Source organism: Telluria sp. ZB4P37, from assembly GCF_059685855.1.
The window spans coordinates 23,217-41,397 of record NZ_JCASID010000019.1; the positions used below are offsets into that span (position 1 = coordinate 23,217).

13 protein-coding genes are annotated in these 18,181 nt (G+C 65.4%); 4 read left to right on the plus strand and 9 right to left on the minus strand.

The window, feature by feature from the left end:
• Nucleotides 1-52: 52 nt before the first annotated feature.
• From AC56K1_RS21145 to AC56K1_RS21165, 5 genes are all read right to left on the minus strand, one after another.
• Nucleotides 53-2,323 carry a hybrid sensor histidine kinase/response regulator gene (locus AC56K1_RS21145; protein WP_497159753.1) on the minus strand — a complete coding sequence of 757 codons (2,271 nt, stop codon included), beginning with the start codon at nt 2,321-2,323 and terminating at the stop codon, nt 53-55.
• Nucleotides 2,324-2,591: 268 nt separating this feature from the next.
• The gene (locus AC56K1_RS21150) at nt 2,592-3,815 is read right to left on the minus strand and encodes an ABC transporter permease (protein ID WP_497159754.1); all 1,224 of its coding nucleotides are present in this window, start codon (nt 3,813-3,815) and stop codon (nt 2,592-2,594) included.
• Complete coding sequence (locus AC56K1_RS21155) at nt 3,812-4,561, minus strand: ABC transporter ATP-binding protein (protein ID WP_497159755.1); 750 nt, start codon at nt 4,559-4,561, stop codon at nt 3,812-3,814. Before AC56K1_RS21155 ends, AC56K1_RS21150 begins: the two co-directional genes overlap by 4 nt.
• Entirely contained in the window at nt 4,558-5,781 is a 1,224-nt protein-coding gene (locus AC56K1_RS21160) for an efflux RND transporter periplasmic adaptor subunit (RefSeq protein WP_497159756.1), read from the minus strand. The genes AC56K1_RS21155 and AC56K1_RS21160 overlap by 4 nt, the downstream gene beginning before the upstream one ends.
• Nucleotides 5,782-5,792: 11 nt before the next feature.
• The gene (locus AC56K1_RS21165; RefSeq protein WP_497159757.1) at nt 5,793-5,951 is read right to left on the minus strand and encodes a hypothetical protein; all 159 of its coding nucleotides are present in this window, start codon (nt 5,949-5,951) and stop codon (nt 5,793-5,795) included.
• Here AC56K1_RS21165 and rpiA point away from each other — a divergent pair.
• Both rpiA and AC56K1_RS21175 read left to right on the plus strand, forming a co-directional pair.
• Complete coding sequence (gene rpiA / locus AC56K1_RS21170) at nt 5,950-6,627, plus strand: ribose-5-phosphate isomerase RpiA (protein WP_497159758.1); 678 nt, start codon at nt 5,950-5,952, stop codon at nt 6,625-6,627. The genes AC56K1_RS21165 and rpiA overlap by 2 nt on opposite strands.
• Before the next feature lie 21 nt (nt 6,628-6,648).
• Nucleotides 6,649-7,005: a hypothetical protein gene (locus AC56K1_RS21175; RefSeq protein ID WP_497159759.1), complete on the plus strand. Its 357-nt coding sequence runs from the start codon at nt 6,649-6,651 to the stop codon at nt 7,003-7,005.
• A gap of 209 nt (nt 7,006-7,214) precedes the next feature.
• Here the strand turns inward: AC56K1_RS21175 and AC56K1_RS21180 are convergent, their stop codons facing one another.
• Together AC56K1_RS21180 and argA are read right to left on the minus strand one after the other, a co-directional pair.
• On the minus strand, nt 7,215-7,487 hold the full coding sequence (locus tag AC56K1_RS21180) for an oxidative damage protection protein (protein WP_497130648.1): 273 nt from the start codon (nt 7,485-7,487) through the stop codon (nt 7,215-7,217).
• Between the two features lie 37 nt (nt 7,488-7,524).
• Nucleotides 7,525-8,838 carry an amino-acid N-acetyltransferase gene (argA, locus tag AC56K1_RS21185; RefSeq protein ID WP_497159760.1) on the minus strand — a complete coding sequence of 438 codons (1,314 nt, stop codon included), beginning with the start codon at nt 8,836-8,838 and terminating at the stop codon, nt 7,525-7,527.
• 55 nt (nt 8,839-8,893) lie between these two features.
• On the opposite strand from argA, the gene hrpA reads away from it, so the two are divergent.
• Complete coding sequence (hrpA, locus tag AC56K1_RS21190; RefSeq protein WP_497159761.1) at nt 8,894-13,042, plus strand: ATP-dependent RNA helicase HrpA; 4,149 nt, start codon at nt 8,894-8,896, stop codon at nt 13,040-13,042.
• 237 nt (nt 13,043-13,279) lie between these two features.
• On the opposite strand, the gene AC56K1_RS21195 is transcribed toward hrpA, so the two are convergent.
• Complete coding sequence (locus AC56K1_RS21195; protein WP_497159762.1) at nt 13,280-13,966, minus strand: PRC-barrel domain-containing protein; 687 nt, start codon at nt 13,964-13,966, stop codon at nt 13,280-13,282.
• A 526-nt stretch (nt 13,967-14,492) separates the two neighbouring features.
• Between AC56K1_RS21195 and AC56K1_RS21200 the strand changes: the two genes are divergently transcribed.
• The gene (locus AC56K1_RS21200) at nt 14,493-15,119 is read left to right on the plus strand and encodes a TetR/AcrR family transcriptional regulator (protein ID WP_497159763.1); all 627 of its coding nucleotides are present in this window, start codon (nt 14,493-14,495) and stop codon (nt 15,117-15,119) included.
• Nucleotides 15,120-15,343: 224 nt separating this feature from the next.
• Here AC56K1_RS21200 and AC56K1_RS21205 read toward each other — a convergent pair whose 3' ends face one another.
• Nucleotides 15,344-18,166: an Hsp70 family protein gene (locus AC56K1_RS21205; protein WP_497159764.1), complete on the minus strand. Its 2,823-nt coding sequence runs from the start codon at nt 18,164-18,166 to the stop codon at nt 15,344-15,346.
• Between the last annotated feature and the right edge of the window lie 15 nt (nt 18,167-18,181).

An 18,181-nucleotide genomic window follows, 5' to 3' on the forward strand; every position in this document is an offset into this window, starting at 1 on the left:
GGGCAGCAATGAGCACCGCCCCGGCGGGGTGCCCCGCTGCAAACTGGCGGAATCAGGCCTTGAACAGGGCGGCCAGCGTTTCCGGCGCCAGGGGCTTGACCAGGTGCGCCGCGAATCCGGCCGCCGCGCTGCGTTCCTTGTCGAGCTGCTGTCCGAATCCGCTCAAGGCCACATAGCGCGCAGCTGCGTTCTTTCCACTGTCGCGCATCATGTCGGCAAGATCATATCCGCTGGTCCCGGGCAAGCCGATATCGAGGATGGCAAGGTCGACCCGCTGATCCTTGAATGCCTGCAGCGCGGTTTCAGGCGTATAGGCAACTGCCACGCGATGTCCGAACAGGCCGAGAGTCTCCGCCAAGGTATCGGCTGCATCGATATTGTCGTCCACCACGAGGACATGGTGGCTGTTGGCGAGCGCCGGCGCGCCGCACGCCGCTTCCTCGCGCTCGGCGTGTGCCGGCTGGGTCAGCAAGGGCAAGCGCACGATGAAGGTGCTGCCCTGTCCGATGCCGTCGCTGCGCGCCATCACGCTGCCCCCATGCAGCTCAGACAGGTTTTTCACCAGGGCCAGGCCGATCCCGAGCCCGCCGACGGAACTATGCAGTTTTCGTTCGCCCTGGACGAAGGGATCGAAGATCCGGGGCAGCAGGTCCGCAGGCAGCCCCGAGCCGTCGTCGGATACCTCGATCTCGAGTGAACCGTCGATGCTGCGCGCGAGCAGCGCGATGTCGGCGCCGGCGTCGCTGTAGCGCGAGGCATTGGTCAGGAGGTTGGAGACGATCTGCGCCAGCCGGGCCGGGTCGCCGTACCAGTGCATGGCTGCGATATCGACCTGCAGGTGCTGCCGTCGCTGCGCGATCATCGGATTGACCATTTCCACCGCACGCGTCAGCACTTCGCGCACGTCGACGGTTTCCTTGCGCAATTCAACCTTGCCGCGGGTGATGCGCGAGACGTCGAGCAGGTCGTCCACCAGCCGTGTCAGGTGTACGACCTGGCGGCGGATCACGACCTGCTCGCGTTCCGAAGAGCGGTCGCGCATGCGCATCAGTTCCAGCGCGGTGACGATCGGCGCCAGCGGGTTGCGCAGCTCATGCCCGAGCAGGGCCAGGAACTCGTCCTTTGCGCGGGCCGCGGCCTGCAGCTCGACGTTCAGTTTTTCCACCTCGGCGCGCGACTCGACCTGCACCGTGATGTCCACCGCGATCACCATCAGGCCGTAGACCTCGCCGCCCAGCGTACGCAAAGGCGACAGGTTGTAGGTGAAGTAACGATCGTCCAGCGCGCCCCCATTACGGTGGATCTGTACCAGCGTCGGTGGCGAAACGAACGGCTGGCCGGCGCGGTAGACCTCCTTGAGTTTCTCGTGCACGACCGATCCCTGCAACTCCGGGAACACCTCGACGAACGGCTTGCCGACCATCGCACCGGACGGGCGCCCACTCACCATTGCGTACATCGAATTGACCAGGTGGTAGGTCAGCTCGGGGCCGATCATGACGGCCGCGCCGACCGGCGCATCGAGCAAGAGCCGGTCACGCTCGGCTTCGACCAGCACGCGCAATGCGTCGCTCTCGATGCGGTGACGGGCCGTGGCCACCAACAGGGTGAATTGTTCGAGAAACAGACGGTAGGCGGTGTCCGGGGCCAGCTTCGGCGACAACCCGAACTCGACGGCAAGGTCGACGTCGACGCCTACGTCCAGCGCCGTGATGCGCACTTGTAGTGGCGTCGCCGCAGGCTTGTTTCCGGCATGCTGCGGCAGGAGCACGGCGCTGTACAGGTCTGCCGGATTGAACCCGACTGCGCGCTTGACCGCGGTGCCAAGGGCCTCGACGGTGTTCGTACCGGAGAGTTCCTGGCGCAGCAAGTCCAGGGTCTGCTGGCGCCGGACACTCAGGATGCGTTCGGTCGTCTCGTTCGAAATCACCAGCACGCCCTGGATCGCCCCTGCGTCATCCCGGACCGGCGTGAAGGAATAGGTCCAGTAAGTATCTTCGACTCTGCCATTGCGCTCGATGTCGATCAGGAAATCCGAATAACCCTTGGACGGTTTCCCGGCCAGGACGAGCCTGAGCTGGGGGCTGATCGACGACCAGCTGTGCTTCCAGTTTTCGACGGCGGGCCGTCCGAGGGCGCTGGGGCCTGCGCCGGCATGGATACGCGGCGCGTACGCGTCGTTGTAGATCTGGAGCGCATCCTCACCCCACCAGATGACCATCGGCTCGGTCGAGTCCAGCATCAATGCGACGATTGTCTTGAGACTGGCGGGCCATTCGGCCATCGGGCCCAGGGGTGTCGATGCCCAATTGTGGTTTGCCACCAGCGTGCGCATGCTTGCCTGGCCTTCGGTGAGGGAGGCTGTGAGGGCGGTGCTTGTGTGTTTCTCTGGCGTAGCCGGGATAGGGGACATCGTGAATGGCTGAAAACCAGTTGTTCGGCTTTAATGCATGCCGTAAATGACGAATTGTACCTAGGTGAACCAGAGTATGAGGAACGGGACGTTTTCTTGTGCCTGTATTGACGGGCAAAAGCCGTCCTGGCCGGGAACCAGGACGGCTTTTGCCCGCATCGGATTGGCAAGGCCCCGCTTACTCGTACCGCAGGCAATCCACCGGTAACAGGCGCGACGCCCTGCGCGCCGGATAGAATCCGAAGAACACCCCCACGGCGGTGGCGAACCCACAGGCCACCAGCACCCCCTGCAAGGTCAGGTACACATCGAATTTCCCGGTCGACGTGATCGCCGCCGCCCCACCCATCGCGATCGCCACGCCCACCAGCCCGCCGGCCACGCAGATCACGACCGACTCCGCCAGAAACTGCAGCAGCACCGCACTCGGCCTGGCACCGATCGCCATGCGGATGCCGATCTCGCGGGTACGCTCGGTCACCGACACCAGCATGATGTTCATGATCCCGATTCCGCCCACGAGCAGCGAAATCGCGCCGATCAGCCCGAGCAGCATGGCGACGCCGGCACTGATCTTGTTGGCCGTTTCCGCGAACGTGGCCATGTTCTGCACGCGGAAGTCGTCCGGGTCGTCGAGGCGGATGCGGTGGCGGCCGCGCAGCGATTCCTTGATGTCTTCCACTGCGTCGCTCAACGCCATGTCGGGCCGGCCCTGCGCCGCGATGTAGTGCACGTTCTGCGGGAAGGGCGTGCGGATCAGGTTCGCGCTGGCCGCGGTGATCGGCACCAGCACCAGCTCGGCCAGGTCGGCGCCGTCGATCTGGCGGCCTTCGCCGGCCAGCACGCCGATCACCTGGAACGCGACGTTCTCGATGCGGATATAGCGCCCCAGCGGGTCGGTCTTGTAGAAGAACTGGTCGGCCACCTTCTGGCCGATCACGACCATGCGCGCGGAGGACCGGATGTCCGCTTCGCTGAACAGATTGCCCTGGTCGAGCTTCCAGTTGCGGATCTTGAACATGGCTGGCGTCACGCCATGCACGATGCTGTTCGCGGTCTCGCTGCCGGCGCTGAGCTTGAAGCTGCCCTGCAGCGCCGGCGCTGCGCCCACCAGGCTTGGCAGCGCATTGAGCGCTTCCGCATCCGACAGCGACATGGAGGGCACGGCGCCGGTGCGGGCGCGCCGCTCGGCCGTGCGGTCGCCGCCCGGGAACACGTAGACCATGTTCGTGCCCAGCATCTGCAATTCCTTGCCGATGAAGCGCTGCATGCTGTCGCCGATCGCCAGCAGCAGTACCACCGAGGCGATGCCGATGATAATGCCGAGCATGGTCAGCGCCGTGCGCAGGCGGTTGGCCGCCATCGAGCGGAAGGATTCGATCAATACCTGGATGAAGTTCATGCCATCGCCTCCGTGTGAACGGCGTTCAGCGCGCGCAGGCCGTCAAGAGCGGGGCCGTCGTACAGCACGCGCCCGTCCTTCAGGCGCACCAGGCGCCGGCTGTAGGCGGCGACGTCCGGCTCGTGGGTGACGAGCACGATGGTGATGCCGCGTTCCTGGTTCAGTTGGCGAAAACTCGACATGATGTCGTCGCTGGTTTGGGTATCGAGGTTGCCGGTCGGTTCATCGGCCAGCAGCATCGGCGGATCGGTGGCGAGGGCGCGCGCGATCGCCACGCGCTGCTGCTGGCCGCCGGAGAGTTGGCTCGGGGTGCGCTTGGCCAGGCCGGCCAGGCCGACGCGCTCGAGTTCCTGCACGGCGCGCGCATACGCCTTGCCGCGGCTGACGCCCGCATAGATCAGCGGCAGCGCCACGTTTTCGGCCACGTTCATCCGCTTGATCAGGTTAAAGCTCTGGAATACGAAGCCGATGCTGCGGTTGCGGATGTCGGCCAGCCGGGCGCGCGAGAGCGAGCGGGTATCGACGCCATCGAGCAGATAGCTGCCGCCGGTGGCCTGGTCCAGGCAGCCGAGGATGTTCATCAGGGTCGACTTGCCGGAACCCGACTGGCCCATGACGGAGACGAAGTCGCCACGCATCACCTGCATGTCGATCCCGTACAGCACCTGGGTGTCGACGCTGCCGCTGGTGTAGGTCTTGGTGACGCCCCGGATATCAATCAAGGGCGCGATCGGCAGCGCGCTCACAGGTCATCTTCCTGCTGCTGCACCAGCGTGCGCGTGACAATCCGGTCGCCCGTCTTCAGGCCGCCGGACACCACTTCGGTGTAGCGGAAGTTCGACAGGCCGGCGCGGATGTCGACGGGCTGCGGCTCGTTCCTGGCGTCGAGGCGGTAGACCTTGAACATGCGCGCGGTCTCGTTCGGGCTGCGGAAGGCGAGGTCGTCATCCGGCACCGATGCCGGCGTAAGCGCCACCGTCTTGACTGCTCCCTTGTTCTTTTCCTTTTCCAGCTTGCGCTGCTTTTCCAGCTCTTCCTCGGGCAGGGTGAAGCGCAGGGCGGTAGTCGGGATGCGCATCACGTTGGCGCGGTTGGCCACCACCAGGCGTACCTGGGCGGTCATGCCGGGCTTGAGCATCTCGTCCTTGTTGTCGACGTCGAGCACCACGTTGTAGGTCACGACGTTCTGCACCACGTTGGCGGCCAGGCGGAACTGGCGCATGGTCGCGTGGAATTCGCGGTCCGGGTAGGCATCGACCACGAAGCGCGCCGGCAGGCCGTCCTTCAGGGCGCCGACGTCCGCTTCCGAGACGCTGGTATCGATCTGCATCTTGGTCAGGTCGCGCGCAATCTGGAACAGGTTTGGCGTGGCGAACGAGGCCGCCACGGTCTGGCCCAGGTCGATGGTGCGCTTGATGATGACGCCGTCGATCGGCGAGCGGATCACGCTGTTGTTCAGGTCAGCCTGGGCGCGCTCGAGCTGGGCTTGCGCCAGCTGGATGTTCGCTTTGGCGACGTCCAGCTCGCGGCGGGTCTGGTCAAGCGCCACGCTGGAGACGAAGCTGCGGCTCACCAGCTGCTCGTTGCGCTGGAAGTTGGCCTGGGCCAGGCGCTGCGAGGCCTGGGCCGAGGCCAGGCTGGCCTGGGCCTGGCGCACCTGGGCGTTGAAGATGGTCGGGTCGAGCTTGAGCAGCACCTGGCCTTTTGTCACGCGGTCGTTGAAGTCGACGTTCAGTTCGACCACGGTGCCGGAGACCTGGGAGCCGACATTGACCAGCGCGACCGGGTTGATGGTGCCGGTGGCGGTCACGGTCTGGTTGATGCTGCCCATGTCCACTGCCGTGTAGCGGTATTTCGGCGGTGGCATGACCGCTTCGCCCTTCGGTGCCATCCAGGCATAGGCCGCGCCGGCCACCAGGACGAGTCCCGCTGCAATCGCTACGCGTTTTTTGGTAAAGAGTTTCATCAATGGGTCCGTTAAGCCAGCGGGAAAAATCCAGTTTGATGCAGTGATGCAATCATTGCAATGCCTGGTGCATCGACCGGCAAGGCGATGGGATGAAACGACGTTTTCGCGGTATGGACGGTGCGATCCGCTAAAATGGCGTCTTTCTCTCTACCCTCAAAAAGCATCATGACCCAGGACGAACTCAAGCAAGAAGTAGCCCGCGCCGCCATCCAATACGTGGTGGAAGGCGAGATCATCGGCGTCGGCACCGGCTCGACCGCTAACTTCTTTATCGACGAGCTGGCCAAGATCAAGGACCGTATCAAGGGCACCGTGGCCTCATCCGAAGCGACCGCGGCGCGCCTGCGCGGCCATGGCATTCCGGTGTTCGACCTGAACGACGTCAGCTCGATGGCGGTCTATATCGACGGCGCTGACGAGATCACCGCCAGTGGCGCGATGATCAAGGGCGGCGGCGCGGCCCTGACGCGCGAGAAGATCGTGGCCTCGGTGGCGAAGCGTTTTGTCTGCATCGCCGACGGCTCGAAGCTGGTCGACACCCTCGGCAAATTCCCGCTGCCGGTCGAAGTCATCCCTATGGCGCGCGCCTGCGTGATGCGCAAGCTGGCCGAACTCGGCGGCGAGCCGCGCCTGCGCCTCAAGGCGGGCAGCACCGACGCTTTCATTACCGACAATGGCGGTGAGCTGATCGACGTGCTTGGCCTGTCGATTCTTGACCCGGTAGCGCTGGAAGAGAAGATCAACCAGATCGTCGGCGTGATCGCGGTCGGACTGTTCGCCAAGGCGGGCGCGGACGTCTGCCTGCTCGGCACCCCTGAGGGCGTCAAGACCCTGACCTTTTAACTCCTACCCGGAGAACGTACGATGAAGCATGCGCTGGCGCTGGTGGCGGTATCGACGGCCGTGTTGTTGAGCGGTTGTTCCCTGTTCAGGAGCAAGATGCAATCGGCGCCGGTAACCGTGGCGGCTGCGAGGCCGGCCGCGCCTGCGCTGACCGACGGTCATGGCGCGCCAATCGAACGGGTGCCGTTCAGGACCGGCGTGTCGTCGGCGACTGTCGAGAAGATGGCGAAGGCGCAGGGCTGCAGCGGCGGGCAGGGTGCGGGGCTGATGACGGAGGCGGGACCGGTCGAGGTTTACCGGATGCGCTGCGAGGATGGGGCGATGCGCGGGAGGGTGTATACGGCGCGTTGCGAATTGAGGCAGTGTGTGAAGATGTGAAAGCTTCGAACGTCGTTTTGTTCACGCTCCCGTTTGAACGTCGTTCGGCGAAGGCCGAAACCCAATTATGCACGCTTACCACCAGCGTTTGACGTTATCGGTACGCGACGAACTTAGGCTCCGGCCTTCGCCGGAGGTCGCAGGCGCCAGTGGCGCTTGCGACGGTTTTAAGGTACGCGGCAGGAAAGCCACCGCGTAGTTTTTGATGCTTATGCCGTCGGCGGCACGTAGCCCACGGCCGCATCGGCGCCATCACCGAAGAAATGCTTTTCCATCTGCGCCGCCAGGTATTTGCGGGCGCGGTCGTCGGCCAGGTTCAGGCGGTTTTCGTTGATCAGCATGGTCTGGTGCTTGAGCCAGGCCTGCCAGGCTTCTTTCGACACCGACAGGTAGAGCTTCTTGCCCATTTCGCCTGGGACCGGCGGGAAGTCCAGGCCTTCGGCTTCCTTGTTCAGTTTGATGCATTGGACGGTGCGGGCCATCGTGTACTCCTGTTATGCGTTTGGTGTGAATCCAGCATTATAAGGTTTTGATCAAAACCTGTGACCGGCGCTGCCAGTTGTACATGTGCTGGCGGTCCTTCGGCAGGTCGTCGACCGAGGCCGGCACGAAGCCGCGCTTCTTGAACCAGTGCGAGGTGCGTGTGGTCAGCACGAACAGCTTGGTCAGGCCGGCGGCCCGGGCGCGGTTTTCCATGTGCTTGAGAATGCGTTCGCCGTCGCCCTGGGTCTGGGCTTCCTGGCTCACGGTCAGGCAGGCCATCTCGCCCATCTTCGATTCCGGGAACGGATACAGCGCCGCGCAGCCGAAGATCACGCCGTCGTGGTCGATCACCGAGAACTGGTCGATCTCGCGCTCGATCAGCTCGCGGCCGCGGTAAACCAGGGTGCCGTCGGCTTCCAATGGCTCGATGAGCTTGATAATTCCGCCGACGTCCTCAATTGTGGCCTGGCGCAGGCTTTCAAGGTTCTCGTGGCTGATCATGGTGCCGACGCCGTCGTGCGTGAACAGCTCCAGCAGGGCCGAGCCGTCCATTTCGAAGGGGACCACGTGCACGCGGTCCACGCCGCTGTTGCAGGCCTTGACGGCGTGCTGCAGGTAGAAGGCGGCGTCCAGCGGCAGGAAACCCGCCTGCAGCACGGCTTCGGCCTGGTGCGAGGACAGCTCGCGGATCTCGGTGCCGGCGGCATCGATCATCATCGAGGTCTCGGTGATGAAGATCAGCTTGTCGGCGTGCAGGGCGATCGCGGTCGATGCGGCCACGTCTTCCATGGTCAGGTTGAAGATCTCGCCGGTGGGCGAGAAGCCCAGGGGCGAGAGCAGCACCAGGCTGTCTTCGGTCTGCAAAATGGGGTGGATTTTCTCAGCCGCGATCTTGCGGGTGACGCCGGTCAGCTCGAAGTCGACGCCGTCGATCACGCCAAGCGGGCGCGCCACGACGAAGTTGCCCGATACGATGCTGATCTGGGCGTGCGACATCGGGGTGTTCGGCAAGCCCTGGCTGAAGGCCGCTTCGATGTCGAGGCGCAGCTCGCCAGCGGCTTCCTTCGCGCATTCGAGCGCGGCGGTGTCGGTGATGCGCACGCCGTTATGGAAGCGGCCCTCGACATTGCGCAGCCCGAGCTGCTCGGCCACCTGCGGACGCGAGCCGTGCACCAGCACGACGCGGATGCCGAGCGCCACCAGCAGGGACAGGTCTTGCGCCAGCACCGGCAAGGCGCCGGAGGCGACCAGCTCACCCGGGAATGCAACAACGAAGGTCTTGCCGCCAAAGGCGTGAATGTACGGCGCGACAGAGCGCAGCCACTGGACGAATTGGGTAGGATTTTCCATTTGCCGCATTATAATTCGCTGCGCGATGTGCGCACCAAATACCTTGTAAAAACTAATGTCTGAACAGAGTAACAAGCCTTCGCCTCCATCGGCGCGTGCCGCTTCCCAGAATCCTTCCGCTACCGAGCCGCGCAAGCCGCGCTTGGCGGGCGAACCGCGTGCGCAACGGCCGCGTGGCGAAGGTGGCCAGCGCACACCCGCGCAGCAGGGCGAGCGCAAGGCAGGCACGCCGCAGCCGCAACGAACGCCGCGTGGTGAGCCGCGCGGTGAAGCCAAGCCGCGTCCAGAGAAAGGCGAGCGTCCGGCGCCGTTCCGCACGCCGCTGCCGCCGATCGTCTATCCGGAAGACCTGCCGGTATCCGGCCGCCGCGCCGAAATCGCCAAGGCCATTAGCGAGAACCAGGTCGTCATCGTCTCCGGCGAAACCGGCTCGGGCAAGACCACCCAGCTCCCTAAAATCTGCCTGGAGCTGGGCCGCGGCCAGAAGGGATTGATCGGCCACACCCAGCCGCGCCGTATCGCGGCATCGAGCACCGCCAAGCGCATCGCGCAGGAACTCGGTTCGCCCCTGGGCGAGCACGTGGGCTTCAAGGTGCGCTTCACCGACACGCTGCAGCGCGGCGCCTCGGTCAAGCTGATGACCGACGGTATCCTGCTGGCCGAGACCCAGACCGACCCGCTGCTGCGCAACTACGACACGATCATCATCGACGAGGCGCACGAGCGCAGCCTGAACATCGACTTCCTGCTCGGCTACCTCAAGCAGCTGCTGCCGCGCCGGCCGGACCTGAAGATCATCATCACCTCGGCCACCATCGACGCCGGCCGCTTCTCGCGCCATTTCGGCACGCCAGACAAGCCCGCGCCCGTGATCGAGGTGTCGGGCCGCCTGTACAAGGTGGAAGTGCGCTACCGTCCCGTGGACCGCGATCCGGTCACTGCCACCAATGCCAAGCCGGGCGAGCCTGCGCCGAAGGCACAAGTTGCGCGCGACAAGCGCGACCTGATGGAAGCCGTGGTCGATGCGGTCGATGAGCTGTGCCGCATCGGCTCGGGCGACGTGCTGGTGTTCCTGCCGGGCGAGCGCGAGATCCGCGACTGCGCGGAAGCCCTGCGCAAGCACCATCCGCCGCATGTCGAGATCCTGCCGCTGTTTGCCCGTCTGTCGGTCGAAGACCAGGACCGCGTGTTCAAGACCACTAACGCGCGCCGCGTGGTACTTGCCACCAACGTGGCCGAGACTTCCTTGACGGTGCCGGGCATCCGCTACGTGGTCGACACGGGCCTGGCGCGTGTGAAGCGCTACAGCTTCCGCAACAAGGTCGAGCAGCTGCAGGTCGAGCCGGTGGCACAATCCTCGGCCAACCAGCGCGCCGGCCGTTGCGGCCGCGTGGCCGACGGTGTCTGCATCCGCCTGTACGAAGAAGACGATTTCAACAAGCGCCCGAAATTTGCCGACCCGGAGATCCTGCGCTCGTCGCTGGCCTCGGTTATCCTGCGCATGAAGTCGCTGCACCTGACGGACGTCGAGACCTTCCCGTTCATCGAGCCGCCGCAGGGCAGGGCGATTGCCGACGGCTACCAGCTGCTGCAGGAAGTCGGCGCGGTCGACGAACTGAACGACCTGACTTCGCTGGGCATGAAGCTGGCCAAGCTGCCGCTCGACCCGCGCGTGGGCCGCATGATCCTGGCCGCTGTCGACAGCGACTGCCTCACCGAGATGCTGATCGTGGCGTCGGCATTGTCGACGCAGGACCCACGCGACCGTCCGATCGAATACCAGCAGCAGGCCGACGAGAAGCACAAGAAGTTCGCCGACGAGAAGTCCGAATTCCTCAGCTACCTGAAGATCTGGGCCTGGTTCGAAGACGCCATCGAGCACAAGAAAACCAACCGCCAGCTGCAGGAAAACTGCCGCGCGAACTTCCTGTCGCAGCTGCGCCTGCGCGAGTGGCGCGACGTGCATTCGCAATTGCTGACGGTGGCGCGCGAGCAGGGTTGGCGCCTGAACGCGGCCCCGGCCACCTACGACCAGCTGCACCTGGCGCTGCTCACCGGCCTGCTCGGCAATATCGGATTCAAGGCCGAGGACGAGCCGGTGTTCCTGGGCGCGCGCGGCATCAAGTTCCATATCTGGCCAGGCTCCTACCTGGCCAAGAAGCCGGGGCGCTGGGTGATGGCGGCCGAACTGGTCGAGACCACCCGCCTGTATGCGCGCACCATCGCGCAGATCCAGCCCGAATGGGTGGAGAAGGTGGGCGCGCACCTGCTGAAGAAATCCTGGGGCGAGCCGCGCTGGGAAAAGCGCCAGGCGCAAGTGACCGCGCTCGAGCGCGCGACGATGTACGGCATCGTCATCTACAACAACCGCCGCATCAACTACAGCCAGTACAACCCGGTCGAAGCGCGCGAGATCTTCATCCGCGACGCCTTGGTAGCGGGCGACTACGAGACCCGCGCGCCGTTCTTCGCCCACAACCACAAGCTGGTGAAGGAGATCGAGAACCTTGAGCACAAGTCGCGCCGCCTGGACGTGCTGGTCGACGAGCAGCTGATCGCGGCCTTCTACGACAAGGAGATCCCGCAGACGGTCGTGAACGGCGCCGGCTTCGAGAAGTGGTACAAGGACGCCTCGCGCGAGAATTCGAAGCTGCTCTTCTTGAACCGCGAAGAGCTGATGCGGCACGAGGCGGCCGGCGTCACCACCGACCTGTTCCCGAAGACGATGAACGTCACCGGCATCGAGATGGGCTTGAGCTACCACTTCGAGCCGGGCAGCCTGCGCGACGGCGTGACCCTCGCGGTGCCGCTGTTCGCGCTGAACCAGATTCCCCAGGAGCGCGCGGGCTGGCTGGTGCCGGGCATGCTCAAGGAGAAGGTTCACCTGATGCTCAAATCCTTGCCGCAGAAGCTGCGCCGCCATTGCGTGCCGCTGCCGGATTACGCGGCGCGCTTCGTGGAGCGCATCGACCGCGCCGGCACCTTCGGCCGGGGCGACCTGATGGATGTGCTGATTGCGGATGTGCGCGAACAGACCGGCGTGAACGTACTCACCGGTGACTTCAAGCTCGAGACGCTGCCGGTGCACCTGTCGATGAATTTTAAGGTGATCGACGAGCACGGGCGCCAGCTTGACATGGGACGCAACCTGGCGACGCTGCAGGCGGAGCTGGGCGGGCAGGCACGCGAGAGCTTCCAGAAGCTGGCGGAAGCCACGCCGTCGTCCGCGCCTGCGCGCCTGCAGCCGGCGGCGCCGGCACCGGCCCCGGTTGCGGCAAAAGGGAAGGGCGGTGCCGGGCCGGTGACCAAGCCATCGGCTACTGCGACCGCTGTCGCGGCGCCTGCGGGCGCGAGCCAGCATACCAGCTTGACCACCTGGAGCTTCGGCGAGCTGCCGGAACTGCTGGAGATCACCCAGGGCAAGCTGACCCTGATCGGCTTCCCGGCGCTGGTGGACAAGATCACGCATTGCGACCTGGAAGTCTTCGACGACCCGAACGTGGCGGCGCGCACCCACCGCATCGGCCTGCGCCGCCTGTTCATGCTGCAATTGAAGGAACAGCTCAAGTTCGCCGAGAAGAACATCGTCGGCCTGCAGAACATGGGCATGCAGTTCATGAGCGTGGGCTCGCAGGAAGACCTGCGCGACCAGATCATCGCCAAGGCGGTCGACATCGCCTGCCTGCAGGATCCGCTGCCGATCAATGCAGCGTCGTTCAACAAGCGCCGGGATGAGGGCAAGGCCCGCATCGGACTGTTAATCAACGAAACGGCGCGGCTGGTGGGCTCGGTGCTGGCGGAATTCCACGGCATGCCCAAGCGCATCCAGAGTCTGGCTCCGGCGGTGGCGGCGGACATCCAGGCCCAGCTGCAGGGACTGGTGCACAAGCGCTTCATTGCGGACAACGAGTACAGCCAACTGGCCCACTTCCCGCGCTACCTGAAGGCGATCAACGTGCGCCTGGAAAAGCTGCGCGGCAATCCGTCACGCGATGCGCAGCTGATGGCCGAGTGGCAGGGTGTCGCCAACCAGTTCCAGCGCACGCTCAAGAACCTCTCCAGCAAGAGCAACGATCCGCGCATGCTGGAGTTCCGCTGGATGCTGGAGGAGCTGAGGGTGTCGCTGTTCGCGCAGGAGCTGAGGACGCCGATGCCGGTGTCGGCCAAGCGACTGCAGAAGGTGTGGGAGTCGATGATTCGCTGACGGGCTGACCGGCTGACCGGCGGCCGGATTGGCCGATTTGCCGGTTCTCCAGGCTGGGCAAGTTTCTTGCCCGGGCGGTCAACTCACATTTGCGATGACGCGCGGTGTTTACCACCCAAGACCGAAGGGTCACAATTTGTGATCAATCAGGTCGATTTCGTAAGGTTTAACCACATATCGTGGTCATTCATGCGCAGCTTGAACGCGTGGGCAGGAGGACCCGCCCACGCTACAAGATCAACCAATATTGCTGCCCCGAATCCGGCTCAAGTCCTTGTCATCGCCATCATGCCCCGGCCGTGGATCGGCGCTGCCGCCAACCCCATACGAGTCGCCGTGCGCGCTGCCTGAACCGACGCTGACACCAACGCTGCTGCCCGCACCGCCGGTGCTGCTGGTGCCGGCCGAACCCGCACCCATGCTCGAGCCCATGCCGCCGCCCATCGCCGAGCCGGTGCCGACGCCGGTGCTGCCGGTCATGCCCCGTACCGACGAGCCGGGCCCCATGGAAGGGGCGCCCGGACGATCGATGTCGGTGCCGTAAAAGCTGTGGATGCTGGTGGCCCAGGTGACATCGCTCATGTCGGGCCAGGAGTCCTTGTCGAAGCCGGGGGCGTTTTTCAGCCTTTCCTTCTCGACATCGAGCACCATGCGCTTGTTCACGGTGTCGAGGTGCAGCGCCTGCCAGGGCACGGCGAACAGCTTTTCGCCCAGGCCGAGGAAGCCGCCGAAGGCCAGCACGGCGTAGGCGACCTGGCCGGTCTGCATGTCGAGCATGATTTCCTTGACGTCGCCGAGATCCTCCTCTGCGGCATTGACTACACTATCACCGATCAATGTGTCCGCACCCATCAGCGCGGGGCCGGGGCCGCTGCCGCGGGTGTCCTTGTAGATGCCATACCTGTCACGATCTGCGTAGCTCATCATTACCTCCATGGTCGTTGAGTTACCGGCAAAGCCAGCAAGCCTATCCATCGAGCATAGGGCGCGACCTTGCCATTCGCATGATATGGCGCAATCGTGTGGCGCCGCGCGCGACAGAAAGCGCCGGTTGCTTCACTAAGCGAGTTGGCGCACAGAAAATAATTTGCTCTGTAGTTAATGTGCTAAGTAATGTTTCGGAGATAAAACAAATGACTGTCAACTCACGCTGCAACTACGCCGGCCCACTGGGCAAACTGATCCCGACCCGTCCGGTCGTCTCGCTGTTCGATTCCCTCTTTGCCCGCCTGAGCTGGCTCAGCCGCCGCTGATCCAGGGCTGTATGCGCGCAGGCTGGCCCCAGCCCGCGCCAGTCTCAGCTATTTCACTGCCTCGCTGCTGCCGGAGACGCTTTTGCCTGTCCGGAGGTGGCCTGCCATTTTTCACCTTCCCCACTAGGTGTGCTGACGCACTGCCATCGACTGGAAAATTCCCTTGTAGTTTCGCACACCTGTGCTAAAATAGGTGCATGAACACCTCCGCCGCCATCACCGCCAAAAGCGAAGCGACCTACGCCGCGATCCTCGACGCCGCCGTCGACATGGCCGCCGCCGAGGGCATCGGCAAGGTGTCGCTGGGAGAGCTGTCCAAGCGCACCGGCATCAGCAAGAGCGGCGTGTTCTCGCGCGTCGGTTCGCTCGAATCCCTGCAAGGTGCGGTGCTGGACGAATACGACCGCCGCTTTTCCGAGGAAGTCTTCCTGCCGGCGCTGCAGCTGCCCCGGGGCTTGCCCCGTCTGAACATGCATGTAAGCCTGTGGCTGAAGAAGATCGGCAACGAGACCACGCGCGGGGGCTGCCTGTACACCGCGGGCGCCTTCGAATTCGACGATGTGCCCGGCCTGCTGCGCGACCGCATCGAAGAAGGCATCCTGCGCTGGCGCTCCTCGCTGCGCAAGACGGTGCTGCAGGCGGTGGAAGCAGGGCACCTGCGGCCGGACACCGAAGCCGAGCAGCTGGTGTTCGAGATCTACAGCCTGGTCATCGGCGTCATGCACGATGCCAGGTTCCTGCGCGACGTCGTGGTGACGCGCCGGGCGCAGCGGGCCTACAACCGGCTGATATCGACGTACAAGAGTTTCAGCGACCTGGAATAAGGTTGCCAGACCGGGACAGGGCGGGATACGTCTGTCCCTTTTTTTGACATAGTTTCGCACACCCGTGCGAAACATGAGCTTGCCAAGGAGTCGATCATGTTTGCATTCTTGTTGTGGGTCCTGTCGGTCGCCGGCGTTGCCGGTTCAGCCTGGTTCGTGTTCGGTGATGTCGTGCGCGCCGTGCCGGCGTCGAACGACGACTTCGTGTTCTGCTGATGTCGAGCTCAGCGCAGCAGCTTGAGGCCCGGCGGCAGCGCATCGCCCAACATGCGGGTCTCGACGGCCTGGTCGAGTTCCACGACCTCGCGCACCATCGCCGTCCAGGCCGGCGGCGCGCCAATGGCCGACAGGCGGCGCAGCACCTCGTCGCGCACCGCCTGGCCGATGTCGCGCGAGCGGTCGCCGGTCATGCGCGCGATGTGGGCGGCGGCAAAGCCGGCCGGCTCGATTTTCTTCCAGTCGAGCGTCGAGAGCCGGGTCAGCCAGGCTTCGGCGGACGCCGCGGGCGCGACTTCATGCGCGGCGCCATGGAAAGACTGGCGCGCGCCGACACGGCCCAGCGCCCACAGGTAGCGGGCGTACCTGGCCGCGGCACGGGCATCGATCTTGGCCCCAAGCGGCATCTCCATGATCTGCCCCATTAACCACTCGCCGATCTCGGCCTTGTAGGCGGACGGAATGCGTTCGAGCGAGGCGCCCACGCGCAGCATGTCGTCCTCTGTGCCGTCCACCAGCGTGACCGGACGGCGCCCGCGTTCCGAGGCATCGGCCTGCAGGTTGAAGGCGAAGTCGTCGAGCAGCCGCAATTGCGCCTCGACGGACAAGCCGCCTGCCACGCGCCGCCACAGCGTCCACCATTCGGCGCGCACCTGGCTGTCCTTGTGGTATTGCACGCCCGTGTCGAACAGGGCCCACAGCTGCTCGATGCGCCATTCGTCGAGCGGATGGCCGAAGCCGGGACGCAGGCAGTAACCGGCGAGGTTCAGCCAGGCGCGCTCGTGCTCGGCGGAGCGGCGCCGGCCCTTGGCGCGCGCCAGCAGGGCGTCGAACAGGCGGCGCAGCAGCGGCGTGGTCCAGCGCTCGCGTGCGCCCAGCAGATGTTCGAGCCAAGCGCGCAGTTGACGCACTTCGCGCGGATCGACCTGCTGCGAACGGTTGCCGAAGATGCGGTCGATGCGCACGACCGCCTCATCGAGCTGGGGCGGCAGCGTTGCATCTTCAGTCACCTCATGGTCTTCGCCGCGCAGCTGGAATTCGAGGCGCCAGCGGCGGGAAGCATCGTCTTCCGCCACGCAGAACACTTCCAGCGTGCCGACTTCCGACAGGGTCGCAGCCAGCTGCACCGGGATCTCCGCTGCGCGCATTGCGCCCCCGCCGCGCAGGACGGTGGAAATCGCCGGCAGGCGCACGATGTCCGTGCTCGGGAGGTCAAGCAGCTCGCCCGGCTGCGGCAGCCGCCCGCCCGGATCGGCGGTGATTGATGCCAGGTGGAAGCGCACCGGCCGCCCGAGGCGCAGCGCGAAGCTGCGGCCTTCCAGGCGCAGTTCTTCGCCCGCCGGCGCACCGCGCGGCAGCAGGCAGACGGCGCGCAGCAGCTCGCCCGAATGTTCGGCGTCCAGCAGCAGATAGTAATTGCGCGCCGAGCCGCTTTCGATGCCTGGTGCCTGTCCGGCACGCGCCAGCGAGTAGGCGACGCCGCCGCGCGCGACCGCCACGTCCGGGTCCTCGTTGTGCAGCACGTGGACAGGCGCGCCGCGCCAGCCGGACAAGACATCGCCGAGGCGCTGCGCCAGCGTCGCGCCGCGGAACACGCCGCCATTGAGCAGCAGCGTATCGGGCACCGGCAAGCCGCCGTCATCCTCGATACCGAGCGCCTCGCGCGCCGCCTGCGCATGCTGGCGCAGGAAGCCGGCCAGATGGCGGGTGATGGCCGGGTCGCTCGCATACGGCAGGCCGAATTCGACGATGCCGGCACGCGCCCGTTTGGCCGGCTCCTGCGCTTCGTTGGGGGGGAAGAAGCCGTCCAGGACGATGCGCTGCACGTCCTCGCGCGTGATGCTTGCAAAGCGGCTTGCGCCGATCAGGCGCGAGCCCGTGCCGAGCAGGGTGACCTTGACCTGTTCCGGCGCGTCCCGGGCAAGCAATTGCTCTTTCGCGGCGCGGCAGCGTTCGGTGAGCTGGGCCAGTCGCCCGGCCGACAGGCGCGTGGGCTGGGCATCCTGTCCGCCAAGGCGCGCTTCGGCCAGGTGCGCCAGCGCCAGGTCCATGTTGTCGCCACCGAGAATCAGGTGGTTGCCCACGCCGATGCGGGTGAGCCGAGGTTCACCGTCTTCGCCCAAGTCCACCTTGACCAGGCTGAAGTCGGTGGTGCCGCCGCCGACGTCGGCCACCAGCACCAGCCGCGTACCCGCGAGGTCCTGGGCCAGCGTGGCGCGGTGCCGGTACAGCCAGTCATACAAGGCCGCCTGCGGCTCTTCCAGCAGGCGCAGTTCCGGCAGGCCCGCCATGCGCGCCGCCTCCAGGGTGAGCGCACGCGCGCCTTCGTCGAAGGAAGCGGGAACGGTGAGGACGATCTGCTGGCGTTCGAGCGGCGCCTTGGGGAAGCGTGTATTCCAGGCGGCGCGCAGGTGCGCGAGATAGCTGGCGCTGGCCGCGACCGGCGACACCTTCGGCACGTCGGCGTCGAGCGCGCCCCAGGGCAGGATGGGCGCCATGCGGTCCACGCCAGAGTGCGAGAGCCAGCTCTTGGCGCTGGCCACCAGCCGTCCCGGCGTTTGCGCGCCGAGCACGCGCCCCAATCTGCCGATCGCCACGCGTTCGACCCCGGCCGGGTCGTGCGCCGTCCAGGGCAACTGGAGTTCGCCGGGAGCGAGTTCACCCTCGGCAGGGTGGTAGCGCATCGACGGCAGCAGCGGCGCCTGGGCAACTTCGCCGGGCGCCACCAGCTGGTCGATCGCCAGCAGCTCGACCTGCGTGCCACCGACGGCGGCATAGGCCAGCACCGTATTGGTGGTGCCCAGGTCGATGCTGACGAGGTAGGACGTCACTGCTCGTGTCACTGT